The organism is Lactobacillus sp. M0403 (genome assembly GCF_016101265.1).
GTDB classification, from domain to species: domain Bacteria; phylum Bacillota; class Bacilli; order Lactobacillales; family Lactobacillaceae; genus Lactobacillus; species Lactobacillus apis.
In genome coordinates, this window is sequence record NZ_JACFQV010000008.1 from 49,529 (window position 1) to 72,092 (window position 22,564).

Sequence of the window (22,564 nt, forward strand, 5' to 3'; positions counted from 1 at the left end):
AATTAATTATCTTGAATAAAGTGAGGGTTAGAAAATGCCAACTTATATTAAATTAGCGCAAAAAAGCGATTTACCAGAAATAATGAAGATAATTGACGAAGCAAAGCAATTAATGAAAAACGATGGTACTCCTCAGTGGCAAGAAGGAAAGCCTAATGAAGCAATATTATCTGATGATATTGAAAAAGAACGTGCATATTGTTTAATGGTTGATCACGCTATTGCAGGAATTGCTGTTTTAATGACGACCCCTGAACCGACGTACGAGCAAATTGAAGGTGAATGGAACAATGATGTTGATCAATATGCGACAATTCACCGCATTGCGATTTCGACTAAGTTCCGTGGCCAGCATCTAGGAAAAATTTTTATGTCCAACTTAATTTCTCGTGGAATGATGCTTGGAATACATAATTTTAGAATCGATACACATGCTGTTAATAAGAGAATGCAAGGTCTAATTAAAGCTACCGGCTTTGAAGAACGTGGGGTTATTTATATTGATCAAACTGAAAACGGTGCTAGAAATGCTTATGAATTAAACCTGTAGTTTTAGCTGAGTTAATAAGGTAATTACGGATATGAAAAAATAATTTTCCCTCTTGACTTACGAACAACATTTTTCTATACTATTAAATGTTGAGCGAACAAGTAAAAGCTCAAAGGAATGGGTTATAGCCAAGTGGTAAGGCACTAGTTTTTGGTACTAGTATGCGCTGGTTCGAATCCAGCTAACCCAATTGTTCTTACGAACACCCAACCCAAATAAAGGCAGTCCATTTAATTATGAACTGCTTTTTTATTATAAAAATTAATAACAAATTAAATAAATATGGTAGAAAAATAATTTCGTTAACTGTATAATTTAAAAAAAGCAAGAAAACAGAAGTTAGGGTGAAACATATGGTTAACTTAATTAATTACACTAAAAAAGGTCTAGCAGATCTTCCTTCAAATCCAATTTTGAAGTTTTCCGATTACGCAAGTAAGATTCCTGATGTTATCAAGTTCACTTTGGGTGAGCCTGATTTCGACACACCAGAGCACATCAAGCAAGCTGCTATCAAGAGTGTTACTGATAATCACTCGCACTATGCCCCATCAAATGGAACAATTGGTTTGCGAAAAGCTGCAGCTAACTTTTTGGCTGAAAAATATGGTCAAAAGTATGATCCAGAAACTGAAGTTTTGGTTACTACTGGTGTTTCTGAATCAATTTTTGACACAGTTTTAGCGTGTCTTAACCAAGGCGACGTGATGGTTGTGCCTACTCCTGTTTTCCCACTTTATATGTCTGATGCCAATATCATTAATCAAGGAGTAGAAATTGTTAAAGTTGATACTTCTGATGATGGCTTCAAGTTAACACCAGAAAAATTACAGGCTGTGCTTGATCAATATGGTGACCGTGTTCGGATGCTAGTAATGAACTATCCTACTAATCCAACAGGGGTAACTTATACACAAGATGAGCTTGATGCATTAGCTGATGTGATTCGTGACAAGCCAATTTTTGCCTTGTGTGATGAAATTTATAGTGAACTTTGCTACGACGGTCCACACGCTTCAATGGAGAAATCATTGCATGATCAAGTTATTGTGATGAATGGTGTCTCAAAGGCATGGGCAATGACCGGATACCGGATTGGAATTGTTTGTGCGCCAAAGGACGTTTTGGAACAAATCGCTAAGGTGCACCAGACAATCGTAACGACTGAACCTACACCAATGCAGGATGCGGCTGAAGAAGCTTTTAAAAATGGGATGGATGATTCCAAACCAATGAAAGAAGAATTCCAAAAGCGGCGCGACGTTTTATATAAAGGTTTAACTGAAATTGGCTTTGAATGTGCAAAACCTGAAGGTGCCTTCTACATCTTTGCTAAAATTCCAGAAGGACTAGAGCAAGACGATAACAAATTTATTTATGACTTGGTTGATAAAGCTCATGTCGCTGTTACAAGTGGTTCATGCTTTGCAAAAGGTGGTGAAGGCTATATCCGTTTCTCATATGCAGTTGCCATGGCAGAGATTGAGGAAGGCCTAAAACGAATTGCAAAATACGTTGAAGAATATAAGAAGTAAAATAGCATAATTTTTGCTTGCAATTACGCATGTTTTTAGATAAGATAGTTAACGTGCGTAACGGAGGAGTAGCGAAGTGGCTAAACGCGGCGGTCTGTAAAACCGCTCTCTCTGAGTTCGGCGGTTCGAATCCACCCTCCTCCATTATCAGTGGGTTATAGCCAAGTGGTAAGGCACTAGTTTTTGGTACTAGTATGCGCTGGTTCGAATCCAGCTAACCCAATTAAGATTACAAACTAAAGGCAGCTCTTGATAGTTGCCTTTTTACTTTCTTTTATTGACTGTTTAAAATACAATTTTCATGCGAGAACAATGACTTGGCACTGAAAAAGAGTAGGATGATAGCTAGTTTGCTTTTTAACTAAGAAAGGAATTTTATGTCGAGACTAGTTAAAGTTGGGGCTGGAGGTAGTGAAATCGGCTGGCACGAAGCTTTAAAAGATTTACGTGCAGATGATGTATTACTTCTAGAACCGGGCTTTTATGAATTACCACAGGATACCCTGTTTTCAGACATTACAGTTAAGGGTACTGGTAGTTTGCCAGAAGATACGACAATTCTTGGCTATGTTAACATTGCGGCTGATAGTCAGTTTGTTAACTTAGAGAATTTATGCATCAATACTAATACAGATTCAAACAGCTTATTTGTGCCCGCTGAAGCAAACACTTATTTAACATTACGCAATTGCATAATTAAGGGTTACGGTAACGATACAGCAGCTATTGCTGCTAACGGTAAAGTGACCTTAGAACTGTATTCGACCATGATTTTAAATGGTTCACTATCTATTTTTGCAAACGCCGATTTTCGCTTAGAAATGAATGATTCTTCAATTGAACATGTTTCGGAAGAATTTGGTACTTTGGCACTTGAGGGTCACGGTACGGCTATTATTAACAACTCTCGTATTCAAGGTAGTATTGATACTTTTACAAAAACAAATGCGGAAATTGATTTAAATAATTCCGTTACAAATTCAATGCTGCTTCAGGGTGAAGTTTGGCTGAATATGTTGAACAGTAAAGTCGTATCCGATGATGATACTTCTATGTATATTACTGATAAAACCTGGGCTAACATCATTGGTTCGGATTTTAATGGTGGAATCTATCTCGATAAAACTCCGCACGTGATTATTCAAAACAGCCAACTTAACCGAATGATCGCAGTTAATGATACAGAAATAACAATGATTAATTCTATTGTAGTTAATCATGCTGACTTTCAAGATAAGGCAAAGTGTTCGGCACGCAGAGTAACTTTTAATGGCGGGGCTGAGTACCAATACTTTTTAGCGCTTGGTGATCAAGCGTTTTTAGAAGGTCATGACCTGATTTTTAATTCTAACGGGGCGGATTTGGCAGTGAAAGATGCAGCCAAGATGCATGCCAGTGTGATTGCCAGTAGTGATGACTCGATTGCTGTTGAATGCAGTCAAGGGGCTAGTGTGCAACTTTTGGGTATGAAGTGGACCAACAAGAAAAAATAGCGCCAAAAAATTAATTTGATTTAGCTTGGCTAAAATAGACCAATTTGGAATATAATATGGTCATACATGGAGGTGTGATAATTGGAAGAACCAATGTACATCAAAATTCATAATCAAATAAAACGTGAAATTGAGAATCACGTATACAAAGTCGGCAGTAGAATTCCAGCCGAACGACAATTGGCGCAAAAATTTGGTGTTTCGCGGATGACTTTACGTCAAGCAATCAAGACACTTGAGGATGAAGGAATCCTTGAACAGCGCATTGGTAGTGGCACTTATGTGGCTAACCAAAAAGTTCAAGAAAAAATGTCTGGTATCATGTCATTTACTGATATAACTCATGCTAACGGACAAACACCGTCAAGTAAGCTAATTTCGTATCGAATCGGTAAGCCTTCATTGTCAGAAACTGAACGTCTCGACTTGGCTCCTAACCAAGAGGTCTTGCGAATGGAGCGTATTCGCTATGCCGATGATGTGCCTATTTGTTATGAGGTTGTAACTATACCACAGAGCCTGATTGCGAAAATGTCCAAGGCAGATATTTCATCGCACCTCTACCAAACGTTAGAAAAAAATGGTTATAAAATAGGTCGAGTAACAGAACATATTTCTGCTGCGATTGCTAATGAAAATTCTGCCCGTTTACTTGATGCCAAAAAAGGCGAGGCGCTGATTACACGTCTGCAAGTAACTGAGCTCTCCACGGGATTACCTTTTGAATATACCAGGGCCAGCTATGTAGCTGATCGTTTCGAATTTACTTTTTCTAAATAAAAAAACTCTGAACTGCTTTAATTATGATATGCCGCCCAAATTTGGGGGCATATCATTAGCTTAGTTCAGAGTTTTTTATTTTAAATCTTGTTTGATTTTAGTAGAAGAGATTCCAGGTGTACGAGGCAAATAAACGACGTCACAATATGATTTGAGAAAATCAAATTTACCTTCCCAGTCATTACCCATTACAAAAGTGTCAATATCATACTTTTGTATGTCGGTGGTTTTTTGGTCCCAGTCTTGTTCTGGAATAACTTCGTCAACGTAACGAATAGCTTCTAAAATAAACTTTCGTTCGGCGTAATTGTTGTATGATTCTTTATGTTTTTGCAGCTCATTGAATTCATCGGTCGAAAGACCGACGATCAGGTAGTCACCTAGCTCACGAGCGCGCTTTAGTAAGCGAACATGACCATAGTGCAATAAATCAAAAGTGCCATAAGTGATAACTTTTTTCATTTGTAGTGTTACTCCTCTTACTTCGACAACTAAATATTATCATATTTATAGAAAAGGTAAAACATAGTCCGAAATACCAAATTGTCTGCTAAAATAAGGTAAATTAATCGCAGGAGGAAACTAACATGAGTAAAGTAAGCGTTTTAGGCGTTGACTTTGATAATAAGAGTTTCAAGCAATTTCAGAATGAACTTATCGGTCGGATTAATACTCACCAATCTACCTTTGTAGTAACTGCAAATCCAGAAATTGTCATGTCAGCGAACGAAAATCCCGAATTTATGAAGATTTTGAATTATGATGCGGATTATGTCACTCCTGATGGAATTGGCGTGGTTAAAGCCGCTAAAATACTGGGAACACCATTAAAAGAACGAGTAACAGGCTATGATTTATTTTCTTGGCTAATGAAATTGGCTAACGAACGTAGCCTAAGGGTTTACTTAATTGGGGCTAAACCTAAGGTAATACACGCAATTCAAACTAAAATTGCGCGTGAATATTCTGATATCCAGCTGGTTGGTGCAGAAGACGGCTACTTTAAAGATGATTTAGAAGTAGTTGCATACCAAATTGAGCGTGCTGAACCAGATTTGGTTTTTGCAGCCCTAGGATCACCTCGACAAGAACAACTGCTTGATATTTTGCGTAAAAACCTATTACCTGCTTTGATGATGGGCGTAGGTGGCAGTTTTGATGTCTTTTCTGGAATGGTTAAACGGGCACCTCAAGTCTGGCAAAAAGCACACTTGGAATGGTTTTACCGTTTGCTAAAAGAGCCATCACGCTATAAAAGAATGGGAAAGATTCCTAAATTTATGGTAGAAGTTTATAAGTCTAAAAAGGACCGAAGATAAGCATGAAAGTTTTGCATGTTAATGCTGGCCTCGAATCTGGTGGCGGGTTAACGCACATTATTAACTTATTAACTGAAGCTAAGCTGCAAGGTAAAGATTTTACTTTATTATGTTTAGCAGAAGGGCCGGTAGCTCGAGCTGCAAGGGAGGCAAAGTTAAATTGTCATGTACTAGGCTCAAGTAGTCGCTACGATTTGACCGCGCTCAGGCGCTTAGCTACTTTTATCAACGAAGGCAATTATCAAATTGTGCACACTCATGGTGCGCGTGCCAATCTTTTTATGGCGCTAATTAAACGCCGAATTACTGCTAAATGGTGCGTAACGGTTCACTCTGATCCATATTTAGATTTTGAGGGAAGAGGATTAGCAGGTAAAGCTTTTACCAAAACTAATGTTAAGGCAATCAAGGCGGCAGATTGCGTATTTGCGGTAACACAGAAATTTGCTAATTTACTCACAGAACAAGCTCATGTTGATGGAAAGAAAGTTCATGTCATTTATAACGGAACTTTTTTCCATCAAGATAGCGACATCCCAGCTAAGTATGAACACCCTCATTTTAATATTGTTAATGTTGCGCGAGCTGAAAAAGTTAAGGGTCAAGAATTGCTGCTAAAGGCTTTAAAAAAGCTGGATAATCAAAATGTTCATCTATATCTTGCTGGTGATGGTACACAGCTAGATAATTTGAGGACCTTAACACAAAAATTGGATTTGGGCTCACAGGTAAACTTTCAAGGCTTTATGACACATAAGCAATTGAAGCATCTTTATCGCCGTATGGATCTGGCTGTTTTAACATCGTATTCGGAGAGTTTCCCGCTTGTTTTGCTAGAGGCTAGTGACAACTTGCTACCACTTCTTTCAACAGCAGTCGGCGATATTAAAAAGATGATTCCGGATGGACAACACGGCTTTGTTGCCGAAGTCGGAAGTGTTGATTCAATTACCAACGCTTTGAAAAGTGCTGTCGCTATGCCACCGGCTGAGCTTAGACAAATGGCTGAGCGTGAAAAGAAATATGTTGCGGCTAACTTTTCTCTGGCACAACAATTAGCAAGTATTGAAAAAGTTTATCAAACACTGCTAGCAGTCCATTAAATTGTTTAAACTGGGATAAGTGGTTATAATTAAGAACAAAAAAATTTATTGTAATCAAGTTAAGAGGACACAATGTTTTACCAAGAACTAGACCAAGATGATTCTTTAACCCTGCATACTGATTTGTACGAAATCAATATGATGTATACCTACTTTAAAAAGGGTATTTCCGAGCGTAATGCTGTTTTTGAAGTATATTATCGTGAAGAACCATTTGGCAATGGCTATTCAGTTTTTGCGGGCTTAGAACACGTAATACTATATTTAAATAATCTGAAATTCAAAGAAAGTGATCTCGAGTATCTAAAAAATGAAGTAGGATATGATGATGACTTTATTGACTACCTGCGCAATCTGAAAATGAAATTGACAGTGCGTTCAATGAGTGAAGGTGAAATTGTTTTTGCCAATGAGCCGCTTCTTCAAGTAGAGGGACCGCTTGCTCAATGTCAATTGGTTGAAACAGCAATTTTAAATATTATCAACTATCAAACATTATTGGCCACCAAGGCAGCAAGAGTGAAATTGGCTGTTCAAGGCGATGGCGTAATGGAATTTGGTACGCGGCGTGCACAAGAAACAGACGCTGCAATTTGGGGAACTAGAGCTGCATATATTGGCGGTTTTGACTCCACTAGTAATGTCCGTGCAGGGAAACTGTTTGGTATTCCTGTTTCTGGGACGCATGCACATTCACTTGTTGAAGCTTTTGGCAGTGAATATGAAGCATTTAAGGCTTACGCCGAAACGCATCATGATTGTGTTTTCTTAGTTGATACCTATGACACAGTCAGAAGTGGTGTTCCTAATGCCATTCGAGTAGCAAATGAAATGGGCGACAAAATTAATTTCCAGGGTGTTCGAATTGACTCTGGAGATATGGCCTACATTTCAAAACAGGTTCGTCATGAACTAGATGATGCGGGCTACACGGACGCAAAAATTTATGCTTCAAACGATTTAGACGAGACAACTATTACTAGTTTGAAAATGCAAGGTGCCAAAATTGACGTTTGGGGAATCGGTACTAAGTACATTACCGCTTATGATCAGCCTGCACTCGGTGCTGTTTACAAGCTAGTATCAATTGAAGACGACAGTCACCAAATGCGTGATACGCTCAAAATATCTTCAAATGCGATTAAGGTTTCTACGCCTGGTAAAAAGCAAGTTTGGCGTATTTCTGCTAATACTGCTAAGAAAAATGAGGGTGATTGGGTTGCACGTGCTGGAGTTGATCCAAGAAAATTTGATTCACTTTACATGTTCCACCCGCAATATAACTACATTAATAAAGTCGTAACTGACTATACTGCTGAGCCACTGCTAAAAGATATTTTTAAAGACGGCAAGTTAGTATACAAGCAACCTAAATTGATTGAAATAAAACAGTTCTGCGCTGCTAATTTAGACGGCTTGTGGGATGAATATAAACGTAGCCTAAATCCACAGGAATACCCAGTTGACCTCTCACAAGATCTATATGATAGTAAAATGAACTTAATTCAAGATATTCGTAACCATATTAATGAAGGAGAATTAGGTAAATGAGACCATTGCAAAAAGAAATAATTGCCTATGAACATGTTTTACCAGAAATTGATCCCAAAAAAGAAATTAGACGATCCGTTGACTTTCTAAAGGATTATTTAAAAGCCAATCCATTTTTAAAATCTTATGTTTTGGGAATTTCGGGCGGACAAGATTCAACCTTAACTGGTAAATTATGCCAGATGGCAATTACCGAAATGCGAGAAGAAACTGGCGATAAGTCATATCAGTTTATTGCAGTGCGCTTGCCATATGGTGTTCAAGCTGATGCCCAAGATGCAGCTGACGCGGTTAAGTTCCAAAAACCAGATCAGGATTTGATTGTTAATATTAAGCCTGCTGTTGATGCAATGGTTGCTAGCTTAAATGAAGCTGGACAAGAAATAACTGATTTTAATAAGGGCAACATTAAAGCGCGTGAACGGATGGTTGTGCAGTATGGCATAGCTGGTGCTAATAATGGTGCTGTTGTTGGAACTGATCACGCAGCTGAAAACTTTAGTGGTTTTTACACAAAATATGGCGATGGTGCGGCTGATCTTACGCCTCTTTTCCGTTTGGACAAGCGACAAGGTAAACAAATGCTCAAAGAACTTGGTTGTCCTGAGCATTTATACTTAAAGACTCCTACAGCTGATCTGGAAGAAGACCAACCAGATCTTCCTGATGAGACAGCTTTGGGAGTAACGTATCAAGAAGTTGATGATTACCTTGAAGGACGAGAAGTGTCAGACGAGGCCGCTGAAAAAATTGAGGCACTCTGGCGAAAGAGTGAGCATAAGCGCCGCATGCCAGTTTCGGTATTTGATGATTTTTATAAGCACAAATAAAAAAGTGGTCTAAAAATAACAAGATTAATTTGCAAACTCAGTATGTGAATAAGCTGCTAGATCTGCTTATTATGCATTGACAAAGATTGTGCAAGTAGTACAATTACTGTTAACTTAAGATATGTTTTTTAAATTAACAGTTCAAAGAGAGAGCTAATTGGTGAGAAGGGCTTACTGTTATTTAAAAAATGCTCCTTATAGATTTAACGAATAAAAATAATTAAGAGGTAACGAACACTGTTGCAATTGAGGTGGTACCGCGTTTTAAAGCGTCCTTGAATTTGGCAACGGTGTTTTTATTTTTGGATAAAAAAGGGAGAGATATTGATGAAGAAACTAACAAGTTCGGAATTTAGACAAATGTTTTTGGACTTCTTCGAACAACATGGTCATATGGTGATGCCAAGTCAATCACTAATTCCGCAAGATGATCCAACACTACTTTGGATTAACTCTGGTGTTGCAACAATGAAGAAATACTTTGATGGTTCTGTTGTACCTAAAAATCATCGAATTACTAGTTCACAAAAATCAATTAGAACTAATGATATTGAAAACGTAGGTAAAACAGCACGTCACCAAACCTTCTTTGAAATGCTTGGTAACTTTTCAGTTGGTGATTACTTTAAAAAAGAGGCTATTTCTTGGGCTTGGGAATTTTTGACTAGTCCAGAATGGCTTGATTTGGATAAAGAAAAGCTTTACTGCACGGTTTACCCTAAAGATACTGAAGCACATAAAATTTGGCTTGAAGTTGGCATGCCTGAAGATCATATTGTTAAATTAGAAGAAAACTTCTGGGACATTGGTGAAGGTCCATGTGGTCCTGACTCCGAAATCTTCTATGATCGTGGTCAAGAAAATAATGACGTGGCAGAAGACGATCCAGAGAACTTCCCTGGTGGTGAAAATGCGCGTTATCTAGAAATTTGGAACATTGTGTTCTCCCAATACAACCACTTGGCAAATGGTGAATATGTTGATCAACCGCATAAAAACATTGATACGGGAATGGGACTAGAGCGTGTACTGTCAATTTTACAAGACGCTCCAACTAACTTTGAAACTGATTTATTCTTGCCAATCATCCACGAAACAGAAAAGATGACTGCAAATAAGAAATATGGCGAAAACGCAGCAGACACTACTGCCTTCAAGATAATTGCCGATCACGTTCGAACAGTCAGTTTTGCTATTGCTGATGGGGCATTACCATCAAATACTGGACGTGGTTACGTTCTACGTCGATTAATTCGTCGTGCCGATTTAAATGGTCAACGCTTAGGTATTAAAGGTTCATTTCTTTATAAATTAGTACCTGTTGTTGGTAAGATTATGGAAAGCCATTATCCAGAAGTTACTGATCAGAAGGACTTTATTGCTAAAGTAATTAAGAACGAAGAAGAAAGATTCCAATTAACTCTTGATTCTGGTTTAACTCTACTTGATGACTTAATTGAAAAGGCTAAGAAGTCTGACGATAAAACAATTTCAGGAAAAGATGCATTTAAGTTATTCGATACTTACGGTTTTCCTTACGAATTAACTTTTGAAACTGCACAAGATGCAGGATTAGAAGTTGATAAAAAGGGCTTTGACGCTGAAATGAAAGCTCAAAAAGAACGTGCACGTAAAGCACGTGGTGATTTGCAATCAATGGGTGCACAAGATGAAACTTTAATGAACCTAAAAGATAAATCTGAGTTTGAGTACGGCGTATACGAAGACAATGCAAAATTGATTGATATTCTTGTTGATGACAAATTAGTTGATCGTGCTGATGGTGATCATGCAGTCTTAATCTTTGATAAGACTCCATTTTACGCTGAACGAGGCGGTCAGGTAGCCGATCACGGTAATATTTACAATCGTGAAGGTGAATTAGTTGCTCAAGTAACTGACGTACAACACGCACCAAATGATCAAAACATGCACTTTGTTGATGTTGTTTTGCCACTAGAAAAGGGTGAAGAATACACCTTAAAGATTGACCGTGTTCGTCGTGAAGGTTTACGTCATTCACATACAGCTACGCACTTATTGCACGCTGCTTTAAGAAGTGTGTTAGGTGAGCATACTCATCAAGCAGGAAGTTTGGTAGAACCTGATTTCTTACGCTTTGACTTTACTGCTATCGAACCAATGACCGCGAAAGAAATTAAATCGGTTGAAAACTTAGTTAACCAAAAGATTTGGGAAGCAATTGAAGTTAAAACAACCATTACTGATCCAGAAAAAGGAAAAGACATGGGAGCTTTAGCCTTATTTGATGGTAAATATGGTGATAAGGTCCGCGTTGTTCAAATGGAAGACTTCTCAATTGAATTCTGTGGTGGTACCCACTGTGCTAATACCAATCAAATTGGTGTCTTCAAGATTATTTCCGAGTCAGCAATTGGTGCGGGAATGAGAAGAATTGAAGCAGTGATGTCCAAAAAGGCATATGAATACCTATCAAACCGTTCCGAATTATTGGACGAAATTCAAGCAGAAGTAAAATCAACTAAGCCTGAAGATATTCTTGATAAAGTTGGTAGTCTAGAACAAGAGCTGCATGATAGCCAAAAACAAGTTGAAGACTTGAACTCTCAAATTAATCAAGTTAAAGCTGGTTCAATTTTTAATAACGTCGAACAAGCTGGTGATTTATCAATTATTGCGCAAAAAGTTTACGTTAACGGTATGAATGACTTACGTGAACTGGCTGATACCTGGAAGAGTGAGAACAAATCAGACGTTCTAGTTTTAGCTGCAGGTAAAGATGGCAAGGCCAACATGATTATTAGTCTAAATGACAAGGCGCTAGATGCAGGTCTCAAAGCAGGTGACCTAATTAAACAAGTTGCCCCAACCTTTGGTGGTGGCGGTGGTGGCCGTCCAAACATGGCTCAAGCAGGTGGTAAAAAACCTGAAGGGCTTGAAGATGCCATCAAACAAGTAATTTCAATCGTTACAGAAAATTAAGTGATTGAGTTTAACAGGTTTTTCAAGTAAAATTATGCTAGGAGGAATGATTATGAGTTCGCTAGATAAGACAATGCATTTTGACTTTAATGAAAATAAAGGCAAGAATGTCTATGACACTCTCCAAGAGGTATATAATGCCCTTGAAGAAAAAGGATACAATCCAGTTAACCAGATTGTCGGTTACTTACTGTCTGGCGATCCGGCATATATTCCACGGCATAATGACGCACGTAATTTGATTTTAAAACATGAACGTGATGAAATAATTGAAGAGCTTGTAAAAAGTTATCTTGGCAAAAATAAATAATGCGCTTGCTTGGTTTGGATGTCGGTTCAAAGACAGTCGGAGTGGCAGTTAGTGATGAATTGGGAATAACCGCCCAAAAAGTTACAACCATTCCGATTGATGAAGATCGATTTAATTTTGGGATGCGTCCTTTGAAGAAAATCGTTCGTGAATATAATCCGTCCGGTTTTGTGCTAGGATTACCTAAGAATATGGACGGTTCATCTGGTGCTTCTGTTAAAAGAAGTAAGGCATACGGTCAAAGATTGCAAGAAAAGTTTGGCTTGCCAGTTTATTATTCAGATGAACGCTTGACCACAGTTGAATCCCAGCGTGTGCTGGTTGATGAAGCTGAAATTCATGACCGCCATAAACGTAAAGAAGTTATTGACCAAATGGCCGCGGTTTTAATTCTGCAAAATTATTTAGACCTAAATCGAAAGGATTAATATGACACAAGAAATACAAGGCGATGATCGCCAATTAACTTTAGTTGATGAAAATGGTAATGAGGAGTTATACGAAGTTTTATTCACTTTTCATTCAGACGATTATGACAAGTCTTACATTTTACTTTATCCAGCTTCGACGGATGAAGATGAGGAAATCGAAGTCCTTGCATTCAGTTTTGATGCTGACGCTGATGGAGATGTAACCAGCAACGATTTGCATGAAATTGAGGCAGACGATGAATGGGATATGGTTCAGGGTGTACTCAATACATTCTTGGACGATGACCGTTTAAACGGTGAATAAATGAAAAAGACTGGCGAAGCCAGCCTTTTTTTATTAATAGAGATTTTAAATAGATGAATAATAAAATATTAGAAACACTAGAATTTGCAAAAATCACTGAGAAATTGCAAAAAATGGCGATTACGGCTCCAGCTAAAAAAATGGCGGCTAAGCTTTTGCCAAGTGCTGATTTTACTCAAGTTGAAAGAGAACTAAGTCAAACACTAACCGGTGCAAACTTGTTGCGCATAAAAGGGCAGATGCCGTTAACTGACTTCATGGATGTTACGCCAAGTACGAAACGTTTGCGAATTAAGGCTAATTTGAATGCCCATGAATTGGGTAACTTGCTACTGGTGCTAACTCTGGCTAATGACATTAATAACTTTGTGGCTGATGTAGATGAAGAAGAACTTGATTTATCGGCCATTGAAACTATTTTAGCAGAGTTAGATGTACCAGATACCTTATTCAATCAGTTAAAAAAGGCGCTTGATTATGACGGTGAAATTCTTGATAGTGCCTCCACTAAGTTGGCACAGCTACGTCATGAACTAAAAAATAATGACCGTGAAATCAAGAATCGAATGGATGCTTACACTAAGGGAAGCAGTAGCAAGTATTTGTCTGAACAAATTGTGACAATCAGAGATGAGCGCTACGTTATTCCAGTTAAGCAAGAATACCGAAATAAGTTTGGCGGTGTAGTTCATGATCAAAGTGCCAGTGGACAAACACTGTTTATTGAGCCTAGCAGCGTCCTGAACTTAAATAATCAACAACAAAACTTGCTTGCCGAAGAAAGACGAGAAATTGAACGCATTTTACGTAATCTTTCTGATTTAGCACGCGAAGAGGTTGATCAAATTGATACTATTTTTTCTGCAATTGTTCAATTAGACTTTATTCAGGCTAAGGCCAGGCTTGCTCATGAAATGAAAGCGACCGAGCCTAAATTAACGCAGGACCACTCACTTTCATTTATTAAAGCGAGACACCCTTTAATCGATCCTGAAAAAGTTGTGGCTAATGATATCCGTTTGGGCGAAGAATTTGACACAATTTTAATAACGGGACCGAACACAGGTGGTAAGACAATCACTTTGAAAACCGTTGGTTTGTTGCAGTTAATGGCACAAGCAGGACTATTTATTCCAGCAGCTGAAGGCAGTAAAGCAGCAGTTTTCCGTGATATTTGTGCTGATATTGGTGATGAACAGTCAATTGAGCAATCGCTCAGTACCTTTTCATCCCACATTAATGGCATCATTGATATTATGAAAAATGTCGATGATCAAACTTTGGTTTTAATTGATGAAATTGGTGCGGGAACTGATCCAGAAGAAGGAGCCAGTTTAGCAATTAGCATTTTAGACTTTTTACGCAAAAAGCAGGCTAAAATTATTGTGACTACACACTATCCAGAGCTGAAACTGTATGGTTACAATCGGCCAAAAGTTACCAATGCTTCAATGGAATTTGACTTGAAGACTTTATCGCCGACCTATCGGCTACAAATTGGGATTCCCGGTCACAGTAATGCCTTCGCAATTGCGCGAAGACTAGGGATGCGCGAAGACGTGGTCAAAAGCGCCGAAAGCCTTATGTCAGATGATAATGCCGACATTAATCAAATGATTGAGGAATTGACTAAGCAGACTAAGGCAGCGACAGATGCTCGCAATCATTTAGTGACAAGTCTTGATCGTAGCAAAAAGCTTGAGCTTAAACTGCAGCAAGCACTTGACTGGTACAATCAACGCGTCCAAAAACAACTCGAATTTGCTCAGGAACGTGCTAATGAGGTTGTCGCAAAGAGCCGTAAAAAAGCCGAAAAGATTATCGAACAGCTTGAAAATCAGCAGGGTAGTGTGAAGCAGAATGAGCTAATTGAGGCAAAAAGTGAATTCAACCAGCTTGAAAAGCAGAATGAAAATTTGGCGCATAATCGTGTTTTGCAAAAAGAAAAACGTCGTCACCATGTCAAAGTTGGCGACAAGGTTAAGGTTTTGTCATACGGCCAGACTGGTACAATAACTAAAAAGATGTCAGAGCATGAGTATGAAGTACAAATGGGCATTATTAAGGTTAAAGTCAGTGACCGTGACATTGAAAAAGTTGGTGTGGATAATGAAGCAAAGAAGCATTCAACCAAGCTAGTCCGCGCTACTGGTGCTAATCGTCGCAGTAATGCACGTAGTGAATTAGACTTGCGTGGACAGCGCTATGATGAAGCAATGACCAATCTTGATCGTTATATTGATTCAGTTTTACTGGCTGGGCTTGATGTAGTGACGATTATTCATGGTATCGGAACAGGTGCCATTAGAAAGGGCGTTTGGCAATACTTAAAGGCAAGTAGACACGTCAAGAGCTTTAACTACGCTCCTGCAAACGAGGGTGGCAACGGAGCAACGATTGTTCACTTGAAGTAGCGCGTTTAACTTGTAAAAAGTAAGTTACATGCTATAATTAAATTACTTATAAAAAGCTACAACTATTTAGGGAGGTTTTACTCATGGTTGATGAACTTACAGATCAAAACTTTGAAGAAGAAACTAAAGATGGCGTTGTCCTAACTGACTTTTGGGCAACATGGTGTGGTCCTTGCAAAATGCAATCACCAGTTATTGATGAATTAGCTGAAGAGCGTCAAGATGTTAAATTCACCAAGATGGATGTTGATGAAAATAAAGATACACCAAGTTCTTTAGGTGTAATGGCAATTCCAACTTTAATTATCAAAAAGAATGGTGAAATTGTTGATCGTTTGACAGGATACACACCTAAGGCAAAGCTTGATCAAATTTTGAATCAATATACAGATTAAAAGTATAGAAAAAACCTTCTGCAATTAGCAGAAGGTTTTTTGATTGTTCTAACTTGGAAAGTGACGAACAGATCACTATTAGTTGTTTCTAGCTTGTAAAAGATCACGAATTTGTTTTAAGTAATCTTCTGAAGTAGGTTGAGCTGGTTTTTGCTCAGCAGGTTTAGGTCTAGTTACTTTGTTGACTGCTTTAACAAGCAGGAAGACAATAAAGGCGATAATTAAGAAATTAATCACCGTATTGATAAATGCACCATATTTAAATGTTGCACCGCCAACTTTCAAAACTAAGTTGGATAAGTCGATTCGACCGATAAATAGACCGATAAGTGGGTTGATTAGGTTGGATACTAATGAATTTACAATATTGGTGAATGCACCGCCGATGATAACACCGACTGCTAAATCAATTACATTGCCACGTTCAATAAATTGCTTAAATTCTTTCAGCATAATTTTTTCCTCCATTCTCACTTTAATCATAGAGCAAAGATGGCAAGAAACTCAATTAAACTGCTTTTTAATTTAATCAAATTTGGCTGCTATGTGAACTAAATTATTTTTGTGATCAATTTCTAATTCGCATTCAGTTGTGCGGCCAGTTTCTTTTTCAACTGCCTCCGCAATGATTCCTGCTTCAAGCGAAAACTCTTGGCTGTCACTATTAAGCCGGTCGGTAACGCTTTGGCCTGTTAATTCAAAATCAATTTCTGTTCTGCGTTCCTTTATTTTAGTTAAAGTGCCAAATTCAGTTGTTTCAAAGAAACTATTAACATCTTCAAAGGAAGCTAAATCGTATTTACGAGCGATTCTTTTGCCGCCCCAATATAAAATTTCTTCGCTCGTTTCACCTAAAATAGTTGGTAATAAAAAGTCGCGATATAACTGATTAACAAAATATACGTGTTCACTTTGTTGCTGATTGTCTTGCATTAAGAATTCATCCCTTTTATTTTCTTATATTTTACCTTAAAATTGATTGAAATAGAAAAAAATAAGGGGATTTTATATTATGGATAATCGGCCAATCGGGTTGTTAGATTCAGGTGTTGGCGGTTTAACAGTAGTTAAAAAAATTATTGAGCAAATGCCAAATGAAGCAACAGTTTTTATTGGTGATAATGCACATATTCCATATGGTGATAAAACTAAAGCTGAAATTACTGAATTAACGAGACAAAGTGTTGAATTCTTATTGAGTAAAAATGTTAAATTGATTATTTTTGCCTGTAATACAGCGACTAAGGTTGCACTAGATGTTATCCAAAATGAAACTAACACTAAGCTGATTGGTGTGATTAAATCTGGCAGCATCGCTGCAATACGTGCGACTAAAAATAAGCATATCGCTGTTGTCGGAACTCAAATGACGGCGTCATCGCACGCTTACAAAAAAGAAATTACGGCTCTTGATCCTACAATTGAAGTTACAGAATTAGCTGCTCCTAAGTTAGTGCCACTAATCGAAAATAATGCTACACCAGAGGATATTTTGCCTGTTTTAAAGGAAACACTAGAACCATTACAAAAGAAGAGTTTTGATACATTAATCTTGGGCTGTACCCATTATCCAATTATTCAAAAGCAATTTGCACAGTGTTTACCTAATAACGTGCAATTAATTAACCCTGCTGATGAGATTGCCAGATATACAGAAGAATTATTGCAGACCAAAGGAGCAACATGCGAACGGCCAAATTTGGGCAAGCATGAGTACTTTACAACTGGGGATGTCAAAAAAGTAAATAAATTGGGAGCGCAAATTCTCGCTGATCCGAATTTTAATGCAATTCAAGTATAAAAGGGACGAAAAATGAAAGAAATTTTATTTGCTACAACTAATCAAGGAAAAGTAAGGGAACTTCGAGAAGCTTTTAAACAGGCTAAGATTGACGTTCAAATCAAGACTAATGCAGATTTAAAGCATCCACCTGTTGTTGAAGAATACGGAACGACTTTTGAACAAAATGCGAAGCTAAAAGCACATGCTTTGGCCGAATTTAGTAACATGATTACGATTGCTGATGATTCTGGTTTGATGGTTGATGCACTTGATGGTGCACCTGGGGTGCGCTCAGCACGTTTTGCTGGTGAAGAGCACAATGATCAAAAAAATAATGCTAAATTGTTAGTTGAGCTCGGTGGAGTTCCATCAGAAAAGAGAACGGCCAAATTTAATACAACAATTGTGGCATCATATCCGGGCGAATTTGAACATGACTTAGTTGTTTCTGGGCAGTGCGCGGGTCGAATTCTGGTGGCACCAGCAGGTGAAGATGGTTTTGGTTACGATCCACTTTTTTATGTGCCAGAAAAAGGTAAGACTTTTGCTCAAATGACGGTTGCTGAAAAAAATGGACTATCACATCGTGGTCGAGCAATCCAAAAGCTGCTTGAGGAATTTCCGACCTGGCTAGCCCAGTTTTAAACAAAAAAGGTTAATTACACTAAAGTATGTTGTTTGTTACGAACTTAATGTAATTAGCCTTTTTTATTGCGCTAAATTGATGTCATGTGCCTGTAAAGTTTTTAAATACTCAGATAAATAGCGGTCTTGCACTGCTTTTTCATTGCCTGGCTTGACTTGAAAATGAACAACATATTTCACTGTTTGAGCAGTTTGAGAAGTAACCCCAACAATTAATGGTTTTTGAATAAGCGCTTTTTCTTTGCCCTCATTTTGTGAGTTAACCTGATCGATCAATTCTCGAACATAATTGAAGTCATTATCAACTTTTAACTGCAGTTCAATGTCGAGTCCTATACCACCGTGTGCGAGATTCTGAACAATTGAGATGTTACGATTAGGAATATAGATAATAGAACCATCGGTGCCTTTGAGTCTAGTAGTTCTGAGTCCCAGTTGAATCACTACACCCGTTTGATTGTTTATTTGAACAAGGTCACCCACGTCAAATTGATCTTCGCTTAAAATAAAGAAGCCGTTGACGAGGTCACTAACAAAGCCTTGTGCGCCCATCCCTAATGCAAGTGAGAAAATACCAGCGCTTGCGAGCAAGGTGCCGATTGGAACACCCAGAATTGATAAAACTGCAAAGAGGTAAAAGAAAATTACAGTGTAGGAAAAAATACTGTTAATTAGGGCAGCAACTGTCTTAGACCGCTTATTTTGGGGTCTTTTGCTGTTTTTCCAATAATGATTAATTATTTTTTTGCCAAAATGAGAAATTAAGAAGAAGATAATTGTGGAGATGGCAAGCTGCCAAACCACAGTCAACACTTGCGTACCAATTTGGTCCCAATTAAATTTTAAATTTCTTTGATTTAGTTGAAATGTCGGTTTCATGGTTTCCCGCCTTTCTTATATGCATATTAATCATAGCAAAATATTACATATAGATTGAGATTGAAGCATTTTAATGCTAGACTTTTTTTAAGGTATAGAATTGGAGGTAGAAGATGGAGAATATATCTTATGGTGAAGTAGCAGGGTTGATTGCCGCTGCGGCATTATTAGTTTTGGTACTTTTCACAATTCCTGTACTTATCCACGCTGCAAAAGCAGCAAAGCAAGCGAATCAAACAATCAAAGCTGCCAACGAATCACTTGAACAAATCTCAAAAGATGTTGATGTTTTGGCCCATCAAACAAGTGACTTGCTTGATAAGACCAATGTGCTTTTAGCAGATGTCAATGTTAAGATGGAGACTTTAGATCCTGTTGTCAAGGCTGCTGCTGATTTAGGTGAAAGTGTCTCAGATGTGAACGCCTCTTCACGTAAGATGGCAAAGCGGGTTAGCAACTTTCATTTAAATAGTGGTAACGGGTTCGTATCTTCTGCTTTATCGTCAATGTTTGCGCGTAGGAAACGTCGCAAGGGTAAAGAATAGAAAAAAGGAGTTTTTTACAATGAAGAAATTTACAAACTTTGTTTTAGGTGCAATCATTGGTGGTGCAGCAGGTTTTCTAGCTGGCTCATTATTAGTTAGTGATGAACAAATCGATGATTTGAAGAAAAAAGTTAAGGACAATGACACTGTTCAAGACCTTAAGAAGAAATATGACAATGGTACTGAAATCGTGAAAAATCAATTAGCTTCATTCCCAAAAAATGTTGAAGATGATTCTGAATTGAAAGATTTTGATGATATCGTGATTGATAACTCTTCAGACGATGATCCAATGTTAGCTGATAAAGCTGAGGATTCAGTAAGTGATTTACACAACGCTGAAGCACCTGAGAGACCAGATGCTTTTCCTAAAGAAGATCCTTTAGTAAGACCATAATTAAAATTGCTTAATAAAAAATGCACTAGCAGGAAGTTAAATTCTGTTAGTGCATTTTTAGTTCTTGTAAATCTTAATCACTAAGTGGGATGTATTTAAGTTCCTTGCTGGTATGAGTAAATGGTTCATAACCGTCTTTAGTTACGACACCGCAGTCCTCGATTCTAACACCAGCAACGCCTGGAAGATAAATTCCTGGTTCAATCGAGAAGCACATGCCTTCCTCGATTACCAAGTCATTGCCACCAACAATTGAAGGGTACTCATGAACGTCTTTACCAATTCCGTGACCTAAACGGTGAATGAAGTATTCGCCGTAGCCAGCCTTTGTAATGATGTCACGTGCAACTCCATCTAACTCAGAAGCGGTCATGCCAGGCTTAACTGCATCAATTGCGGCTTGCTGTGCTTCACGATCAATTTCATAGATTTCTTTAGCTTTAGCACTTGGTTCACCGTAGGCAACTGTTCTGCTGGCGTCTGATGCGTAGCCGTTATGCATAGTTCCAAGATCAAATAAAACGAGTTCATTAGGTTGAACTTTATTCATTGTTGGACCTAAGTGTGGATTAGCTGCATTTGCCCCGGTTTGAACAATTGTTTCAAAACTTTCGTGCATAACACCTTTTTGCACCTTTAATTGATATTCAATTTGTCCAGCAATATAGCGCTCGGTTACACCAGTTTTAATTGCGTTAAAACCAATCTCAAAAGCAAAATCTGCTTCGCGTCCGGCAGCTTGTAATTGTTTAACTTCTTCTGGTGTTTTATATAGTCGAATTTTAGCAATAAAGTTTGAAACATCACCATCAAAATTTGCGTCTGGGAATTGTTCATGCATCAGTTGGAAATGTGCTACAGACAAATTATTTTTCTCTAGTGCCCATTTTTGGTATTCTGAAGTCCTACCTTTAATTTTATCTGCAATTACTGCCCATGGGTCTTCTGAATCAAGGTAGCCGAAGACATCACCATCCCAAGCAGAATTTTTAGCTTCTTCAACATTTAAGGCAGGAACGAAAACAAATGGATCGCTATCTTTAAATGCTAGAAGAGCAAAGATACGCTCGTGTGGTTCCATGTCGTAGCCAGTAAAATAAGCGATTGTGGTTGGATTGGAAATATAAGCAACATCATTGCCAGATGCTTGCAGCCATTCTTGTAATTTGTTTAAATTCATAAACTTTTCCTTTCATATCAAGTAATTAATTATGAAAAGTATATCATGTTATAGCAATGAAAAAATGAAAGAATAGCTGTAAACGTTTGCACTTTTTGGGAAATCATGATAAATTTGTTAGGAGTATTCAAGATAGGGGATTAGAGATGCGTAAACAAGATATTACAATTTATGACGTTGCTCGCGAAGCTAAAGTGTCGATGGCGACCGTTTCACGAGTAGTTAATGGCAATACCAATGTTCGTAAAGATACACGTGAACGTGTATTAAAGGTGATCAACCGGCTGCACTACCAGCCAAATGCAGTAGCGCAAGGGCTTGCCTCTAAACGAACAACAACGGTTGGACTAATCGTTCCAGATTTAACTAACCTTTACTTTGCTGAGCTTTCAAAGGGAATCGATGACATCGCATTACTGTACAAGTATAATATCATCATTACTAGTATTGAAAACCGCTTAATGAAGGAAGATCAAGCAATTCAAGGTCTATTGAACAAGCAAGTTGACGGCATAATTTACATGTCAGATAATTTGCCAGAAGAAGCTGCCGAAGCTTTCAAGCGTACAGATACACCAGTTGTTTTGGCTGGTACTAAAAGTAATCATCAAGAGTTTCCGTCAGTTGCAATTGACTACATGAAGGCTGACACTGAGGCATTAAACTTACTTTATAACGATGGTAAGAAGAACTTAGCGCTTGTACTAGATGACCCAGATACAGTCGTAAATGCAGAAAATCGCATTCCAGCATATAAGAAGTTTATGGCTGACCATAATTTGGGTGAGGGGCACATTTATAGCAATATTAAAGATCATTCTGATGGCTATAATCTGTATTCCCAATTGCGTCAGGATGGCATTGATGGTGTAATCGTTACCCGAGATATTACCGCTGTCGGCATTTTAAATGCCGCAACTGATGCAGGTACAAAGATTCCTGAAGAAATGGAAATTGTAACTGCTAGTGCAACACAGATTGCTTCTGTCGTTAGACCAGCACTGACAGCCATTCGTCAACCACTTTATGATATTGGTGCTGTGGCAATGAGATTGCTAACTAAGCTAATGAACAACGAAGAAATTGACCAAAGGCAAATTGAATTGCCATATGAATTGTTGAAAAAGCAAAGTACGGCAAATAAATAATAAACAAA

24 protein-coding genes and 3 tRNA genes are annotated in these 22,564 nt (G+C 38.0%); 22 read left to right on the top strand and 5 right to left on the bottom strand.

Going from position 1 to position 22,564, the window contains the following annotated elements:
- Positions 1 to 34 precede the first annotated feature (34 nt).
- From H3T48_RS08500 to H3T48_RS08530, 7 genes are all read left to right on the top strand, one after another.
- Positions 35 to 550 (top strand): GNAT family N-acetyltransferase, encoded by a 516-nt coding sequence (locus H3T48_RS08500; RefSeq protein WP_122034384.1) that lies wholly within the window; start codon positions 35 to 37, stop codon positions 548 to 550.
- Positions 551 to 668: 118 nt separating this feature from the next.
- Positions 669 to 740, top strand: a tRNA-Gln gene (locus H3T48_RS08505).
- Between the two features lie 163 nt (positions 741 to 903).
- Entirely contained in the window at positions 904 to 2,085 is a 1,182-nt protein-coding gene (locus H3T48_RS08510; protein ID WP_122034386.1) for an aminotransferase class I/II-fold pyridoxal phosphate-dependent enzyme, read from the top strand.
- Between the two features lie 62 nt (positions 2,086 to 2,147).
- Positions 2,148 to 2,229, top strand: a tRNA-Tyr gene (locus H3T48_RS08515).
- Positions 2,230 to 2,236: 7 nt separating this feature from the next.
- Positions 2,237 to 2,308 (top strand) — tRNA-Gln (locus H3T48_RS08520).
- A 154-nt stretch (positions 2,309 to 2,462) separates the two neighbouring features.
- A complete protein-coding gene (locus tag H3T48_RS08525; protein ID WP_198189161.1) occupies positions 2,463 to 3,578 on the top strand; it encodes a hypothetical protein in 1,116 nt (371 codons plus the stop codon).
- An 81-nt stretch (positions 3,579 to 3,659) separates the two neighbouring features.
- Complete coding sequence (locus H3T48_RS08530) at positions 3,660 to 4,358, top strand: GntR family transcriptional regulator (protein ID WP_046306117.1); 699 nt, start codon at positions 3,660 to 3,662, stop codon at positions 4,356 to 4,358.
- Positions 4,359 to 4,433: 75 nt separating this feature from the next.
- Here H3T48_RS08530 and tagD read toward each other — a convergent pair whose 3' ends face one another.
- Complete coding sequence (gene tagD, locus H3T48_RS08535) at positions 4,434 to 4,820, bottom strand: glycerol-3-phosphate cytidylyltransferase (protein ID WP_074426368.1); 387 nt, start codon at positions 4,818 to 4,820, stop codon at positions 4,434 to 4,436.
- A 125-nt stretch (positions 4,821 to 4,945) separates the two neighbouring features.
- On the opposite strand from tagD, the gene H3T48_RS08540 reads away from it, so the two are divergent.
- The 10 genes from H3T48_RS08540 (at position 4,946) to trxA (ending at position 15,979) form a co-directional block, all read left to right on the top strand.
- Positions 4,946 to 5,677, top strand: coding sequence for a WecB/TagA/CpsF family glycosyltransferase (locus H3T48_RS08540; RefSeq protein ID WP_187158693.1), 732 nt, complete (start codon positions 4,946 to 4,948; stop codon positions 5,675 to 5,677).
- A gap of 2 nt (positions 5,678 to 5,679) precedes the next feature.
- Positions 5,680 to 6,780: a glycosyltransferase gene (locus H3T48_RS08545; protein ID WP_198189162.1), complete on the top strand. Its 1,101-nt coding sequence runs from the start codon at positions 5,680 to 5,682 to the stop codon at positions 6,778 to 6,780.
- A gap of 72 nt (positions 6,781 to 6,852) precedes the next feature.
- The gene (locus tag H3T48_RS08550) at positions 6,853 to 8,331 is read left to right on the top strand and encodes a nicotinate phosphoribosyltransferase (RefSeq protein WP_074426371.1); all 1,479 of its coding nucleotides are present in this window, start codon (positions 6,853 to 6,855) and stop codon (positions 8,329 to 8,331) included.
- Entirely contained in the window at positions 8,328 to 9,161 is an 834-nt protein-coding gene (gene nadE / locus H3T48_RS08555) for an ammonia-dependent NAD(+) synthetase (RefSeq protein ID WP_198189163.1), read from the top strand. The genes H3T48_RS08550 and nadE overlap by 4 nt, the downstream gene beginning before the upstream one ends.
- A gap of 327 nt (positions 9,162 to 9,488) precedes the next feature.
- Entirely contained in the window at positions 9,489 to 12,125 is a 2,637-nt protein-coding gene (gene alaS, locus H3T48_RS08560; RefSeq protein WP_198189164.1) for an alanine--tRNA ligase, read from the top strand.
- A 52-nt stretch (positions 12,126 to 12,177) separates the two neighbouring features.
- Positions 12,178 to 12,435, top strand: coding sequence for an IreB family regulatory phosphoprotein (locus H3T48_RS08565; protein ID WP_046306129.1), 258 nt, complete (start codon positions 12,178 to 12,180; stop codon positions 12,433 to 12,435).
- On the top strand, positions 12,435 to 12,863 hold the full coding sequence (gene ruvX, locus H3T48_RS08570; protein WP_074426374.1) for a Holliday junction resolvase RuvX: 429 nt from the start codon (positions 12,435 to 12,437) through the stop codon (positions 12,861 to 12,863). The genes H3T48_RS08565 and ruvX overlap by 1 nt, the downstream gene beginning before the upstream one ends.
- Before the next feature lies 1 nt (position 12,864).
- Entirely contained in the window at positions 12,865 to 13,170 is a 306-nt protein-coding gene (locus H3T48_RS08575) for a DUF1292 domain-containing protein (protein ID WP_074426375.1), read from the top strand.
- 53 nt (positions 13,171 to 13,223) lie between these two features.
- Positions 13,224 to 15,584, top strand: coding sequence for an endonuclease MutS2 (locus H3T48_RS08580; protein ID WP_198189165.1), 2,361 nt, complete (start codon positions 13,224 to 13,226; stop codon positions 15,582 to 15,584).
- Positions 15,585 to 15,667: 83 nt separating this feature from the next.
- Positions 15,668 to 15,979, top strand: a complete 312-nt coding sequence (gene trxA, locus H3T48_RS08585) for a thioredoxin (RefSeq protein WP_074426377.1) — start codon at positions 15,668 to 15,670, stop codon at positions 15,977 to 15,979.
- A 78-nt stretch (positions 15,980 to 16,057) separates the two neighbouring features.
- Here trxA and mscL read toward each other — a convergent pair whose 3' ends face one another.
- Both mscL and H3T48_RS08595 read right to left on the bottom strand, forming a co-directional pair.
- Positions 16,058 to 16,432, bottom strand: coding sequence for a large-conductance mechanosensitive channel protein MscL (mscL, locus tag H3T48_RS08590; RefSeq protein WP_074426378.1), 375 nt, complete (start codon positions 16,430 to 16,432; stop codon positions 16,058 to 16,060).
- Between the two features lie 72 nt (positions 16,433 to 16,504).
- Positions 16,505 to 16,912 carry a YslB family protein gene (locus H3T48_RS08595; RefSeq protein WP_122034399.1) on the bottom strand — a complete coding sequence of 136 codons (408 nt, stop codon included), beginning with the start codon at positions 16,910 to 16,912 and terminating at the stop codon, positions 16,505 to 16,507.
- A 79-nt stretch (positions 16,913 to 16,991) separates the two neighbouring features.
- Here H3T48_RS08595 and murI point away from each other — a divergent pair, with 79 nt between their 5' ends.
- Entirely contained in the window at positions 16,992 to 17,780 is a 789-nt protein-coding gene (murI, locus tag H3T48_RS08600; RefSeq protein ID WP_198189166.1) for a glutamate racemase, read from the top strand.
- Positions 17,781 to 17,792: 12 nt separating this feature from the next.
- Positions 17,793 to 18,407: an XTP/dITP diphosphatase gene (locus H3T48_RS08605; protein ID WP_198189167.1), complete on the top strand. Its 615-nt coding sequence runs from the start codon at positions 17,793 to 17,795 to the stop codon at positions 18,405 to 18,407.
- A gap of 63 nt (positions 18,408 to 18,470) precedes the next feature.
- Here H3T48_RS08605 and H3T48_RS08610 read toward each other — a convergent pair whose 3' ends face one another.
- Complete coding sequence (locus H3T48_RS08610; protein ID WP_198189168.1) at positions 18,471 to 19,286, bottom strand: mechanosensitive ion channel family protein; 816 nt, start codon at positions 19,284 to 19,286, stop codon at positions 18,471 to 18,473.
- A gap of 113 nt (positions 19,287 to 19,399) precedes the next feature.
- On the opposite strand from H3T48_RS08610, the gene H3T48_RS08615 reads away from it, so the two are divergent.
- Together H3T48_RS08615 and H3T48_RS08620 are read left to right on the top strand one after the other, a co-directional pair.
- The gene (locus tag H3T48_RS08615) at positions 19,400 to 19,831 is read left to right on the top strand and encodes a DUF948 domain-containing protein (RefSeq protein ID WP_074426383.1); all 432 of its coding nucleotides are present in this window, start codon (positions 19,400 to 19,402) and stop codon (positions 19,829 to 19,831) included.
- A gap of 19 nt (positions 19,832 to 19,850) precedes the next feature.
- Positions 19,851 to 20,228: a DUF1269 domain-containing protein gene (locus tag H3T48_RS08620; RefSeq protein ID WP_198189169.1), complete on the top strand. Its 378-nt coding sequence runs from the start codon at positions 19,851 to 19,853 to the stop codon at positions 20,226 to 20,228.
- A 73-nt stretch (positions 20,229 to 20,301) separates the two neighbouring features.
- Here H3T48_RS08620 and H3T48_RS08625 read toward each other — a convergent pair whose 3' ends face one another.
- Positions 20,302 to 21,408, bottom strand: a complete 1,107-nt coding sequence (locus tag H3T48_RS08625) for an aminopeptidase P family protein (protein WP_074426385.1) — start codon at positions 21,406 to 21,408, stop codon at positions 20,302 to 20,304.
- A 146-nt stretch (positions 21,409 to 21,554) separates the two neighbouring features.
- Between H3T48_RS08625 and H3T48_RS08630 the strand changes: the two genes are divergently transcribed.
- Entirely contained in the window at positions 21,555 to 22,556 is a 1,002-nt protein-coding gene (locus tag H3T48_RS08630) for a substrate-binding domain-containing protein (protein WP_198189170.1), read from the top strand.
- Positions 22,557 to 22,564: the final 8 nt, after the last annotated feature.

Coding starts and splice junctions, on each gene's coding strand:
- H3T48_RS08610 (WP_198189168.1), bottom strand. CDS start 19,286: ATGAAACCGACATTTCAACTAAATCAAAGAAATTTAAAATTTAATTGG.
- ruvX (WP_074426374.1), top strand. CDS start 12,435: ATGCGCTTGCTTGGTTTGGATGTCGGTTCAAAGACAGTCGGAGTGGCA.
- H3T48_RS08595 (WP_122034399.1), bottom strand. CDS start 16,912: ATGCAAGACAATCAGCAACAAAGTGAACACGTATATTTTGTTAATCAG.
- H3T48_RS08575 (WP_074426375.1), top strand. CDS start 12,865: ATGACACAAGAAATACAAGGCGATGATCGCCAATTAACTTTAGTTGAT.
- H3T48_RS08625 (WP_074426385.1), bottom strand. CDS start 21,408: ATGAATTTAAACAAATTACAAGAATGGCTGCAAGCATCTGGCAATGAT.
- H3T48_RS08500 (WP_122034384.1), top strand. CDS start 35: ATGCCAACTTATATTAAATTAGCGCAAAAAAGCGATTTACCAGAAATA.
- trxA (WP_074426377.1), top strand. CDS start 15,668: ATGGTTGATGAACTTACAGATCAAAACTTTGAAGAAGAAACTAAAGAT.
- H3T48_RS08605 (WP_198189167.1), top strand. CDS start 17,793: ATGAAAGAAATTTTATTTGCTACAACTAATCAAGGAAAAGTAAGGGAA.
- H3T48_RS08620 (WP_198189169.1), top strand. CDS start 19,851: ATGAAGAAATTTACAAACTTTGTTTTAGGTGCAATCATTGGTGGTGCA.
- H3T48_RS08580 (WP_198189165.1), top strand. CDS start 13,224: ATGAATAATAAAATATTAGAAACACTAGAATTTGCAAAAATCACTGAG.
- H3T48_RS08565 (WP_046306129.1), top strand. CDS start 12,178: ATGAGTTCGCTAGATAAGACAATGCATTTTGACTTTAATGAAAATAAA.
- H3T48_RS08540 (WP_187158693.1), top strand. CDS start 4,946: ATGAGTAAAGTAAGCGTTTTAGGCGTTGACTTTGATAATAAGAGTTTC.
- H3T48_RS08545 (WP_198189162.1), top strand. CDS start 5,680: ATGAAAGTTTTGCATGTTAATGCTGGCCTCGAATCTGGTGGCGGGTTA.
- H3T48_RS08550 (WP_074426371.1), top strand. CDS start 6,853: ATGTTTTACCAAGAACTAGACCAAGATGATTCTTTAACCCTGCATACT.
- H3T48_RS08510 (WP_122034386.1), top strand. CDS start 904: ATGGTTAACTTAATTAATTACACTAAAAAAGGTCTAGCAGATCTTCCT.
- H3T48_RS08630 (WP_198189170.1), top strand. CDS start 21,555: ATGCGTAAACAAGATATTACAATTTATGACGTTGCTCGCGAAGCTAAA.
- murI (WP_198189166.1), top strand. CDS start 16,992: ATGGATAATCGGCCAATCGGGTTGTTAGATTCAGGTGTTGGCGGTTTA.
- mscL (WP_074426378.1), bottom strand. CDS start 16,432: ATGCTGAAAGAATTTAAGCAATTTATTGAACGTGGCAATGTAATTGAT.
- tagD (WP_074426368.1), bottom strand. CDS start 4,820: ATGAAAAAAGTTATCACTTATGGCACTTTTGATTTATTGCACTATGGT.
- nadE (WP_198189163.1), top strand. CDS start 8,328: ATGAGACCATTGCAAAAAGAAATAATTGCCTATGAACATGTTTTACCA.
- H3T48_RS08525 (WP_198189161.1), top strand. CDS start 2,463: ATGTCGAGACTAGTTAAAGTTGGGGCTGGAGGTAGTGAAATCGGCTGG.
- H3T48_RS08615 (WP_074426383.1), top strand. CDS start 19,400: ATGGAGAATATATCTTATGGTGAAGTAGCAGGGTTGATTGCCGCTGCG.
- alaS (WP_198189164.1), top strand. CDS start 9,489: ATGAAGAAACTAACAAGTTCGGAATTTAGACAAATGTTTTTGGACTTC.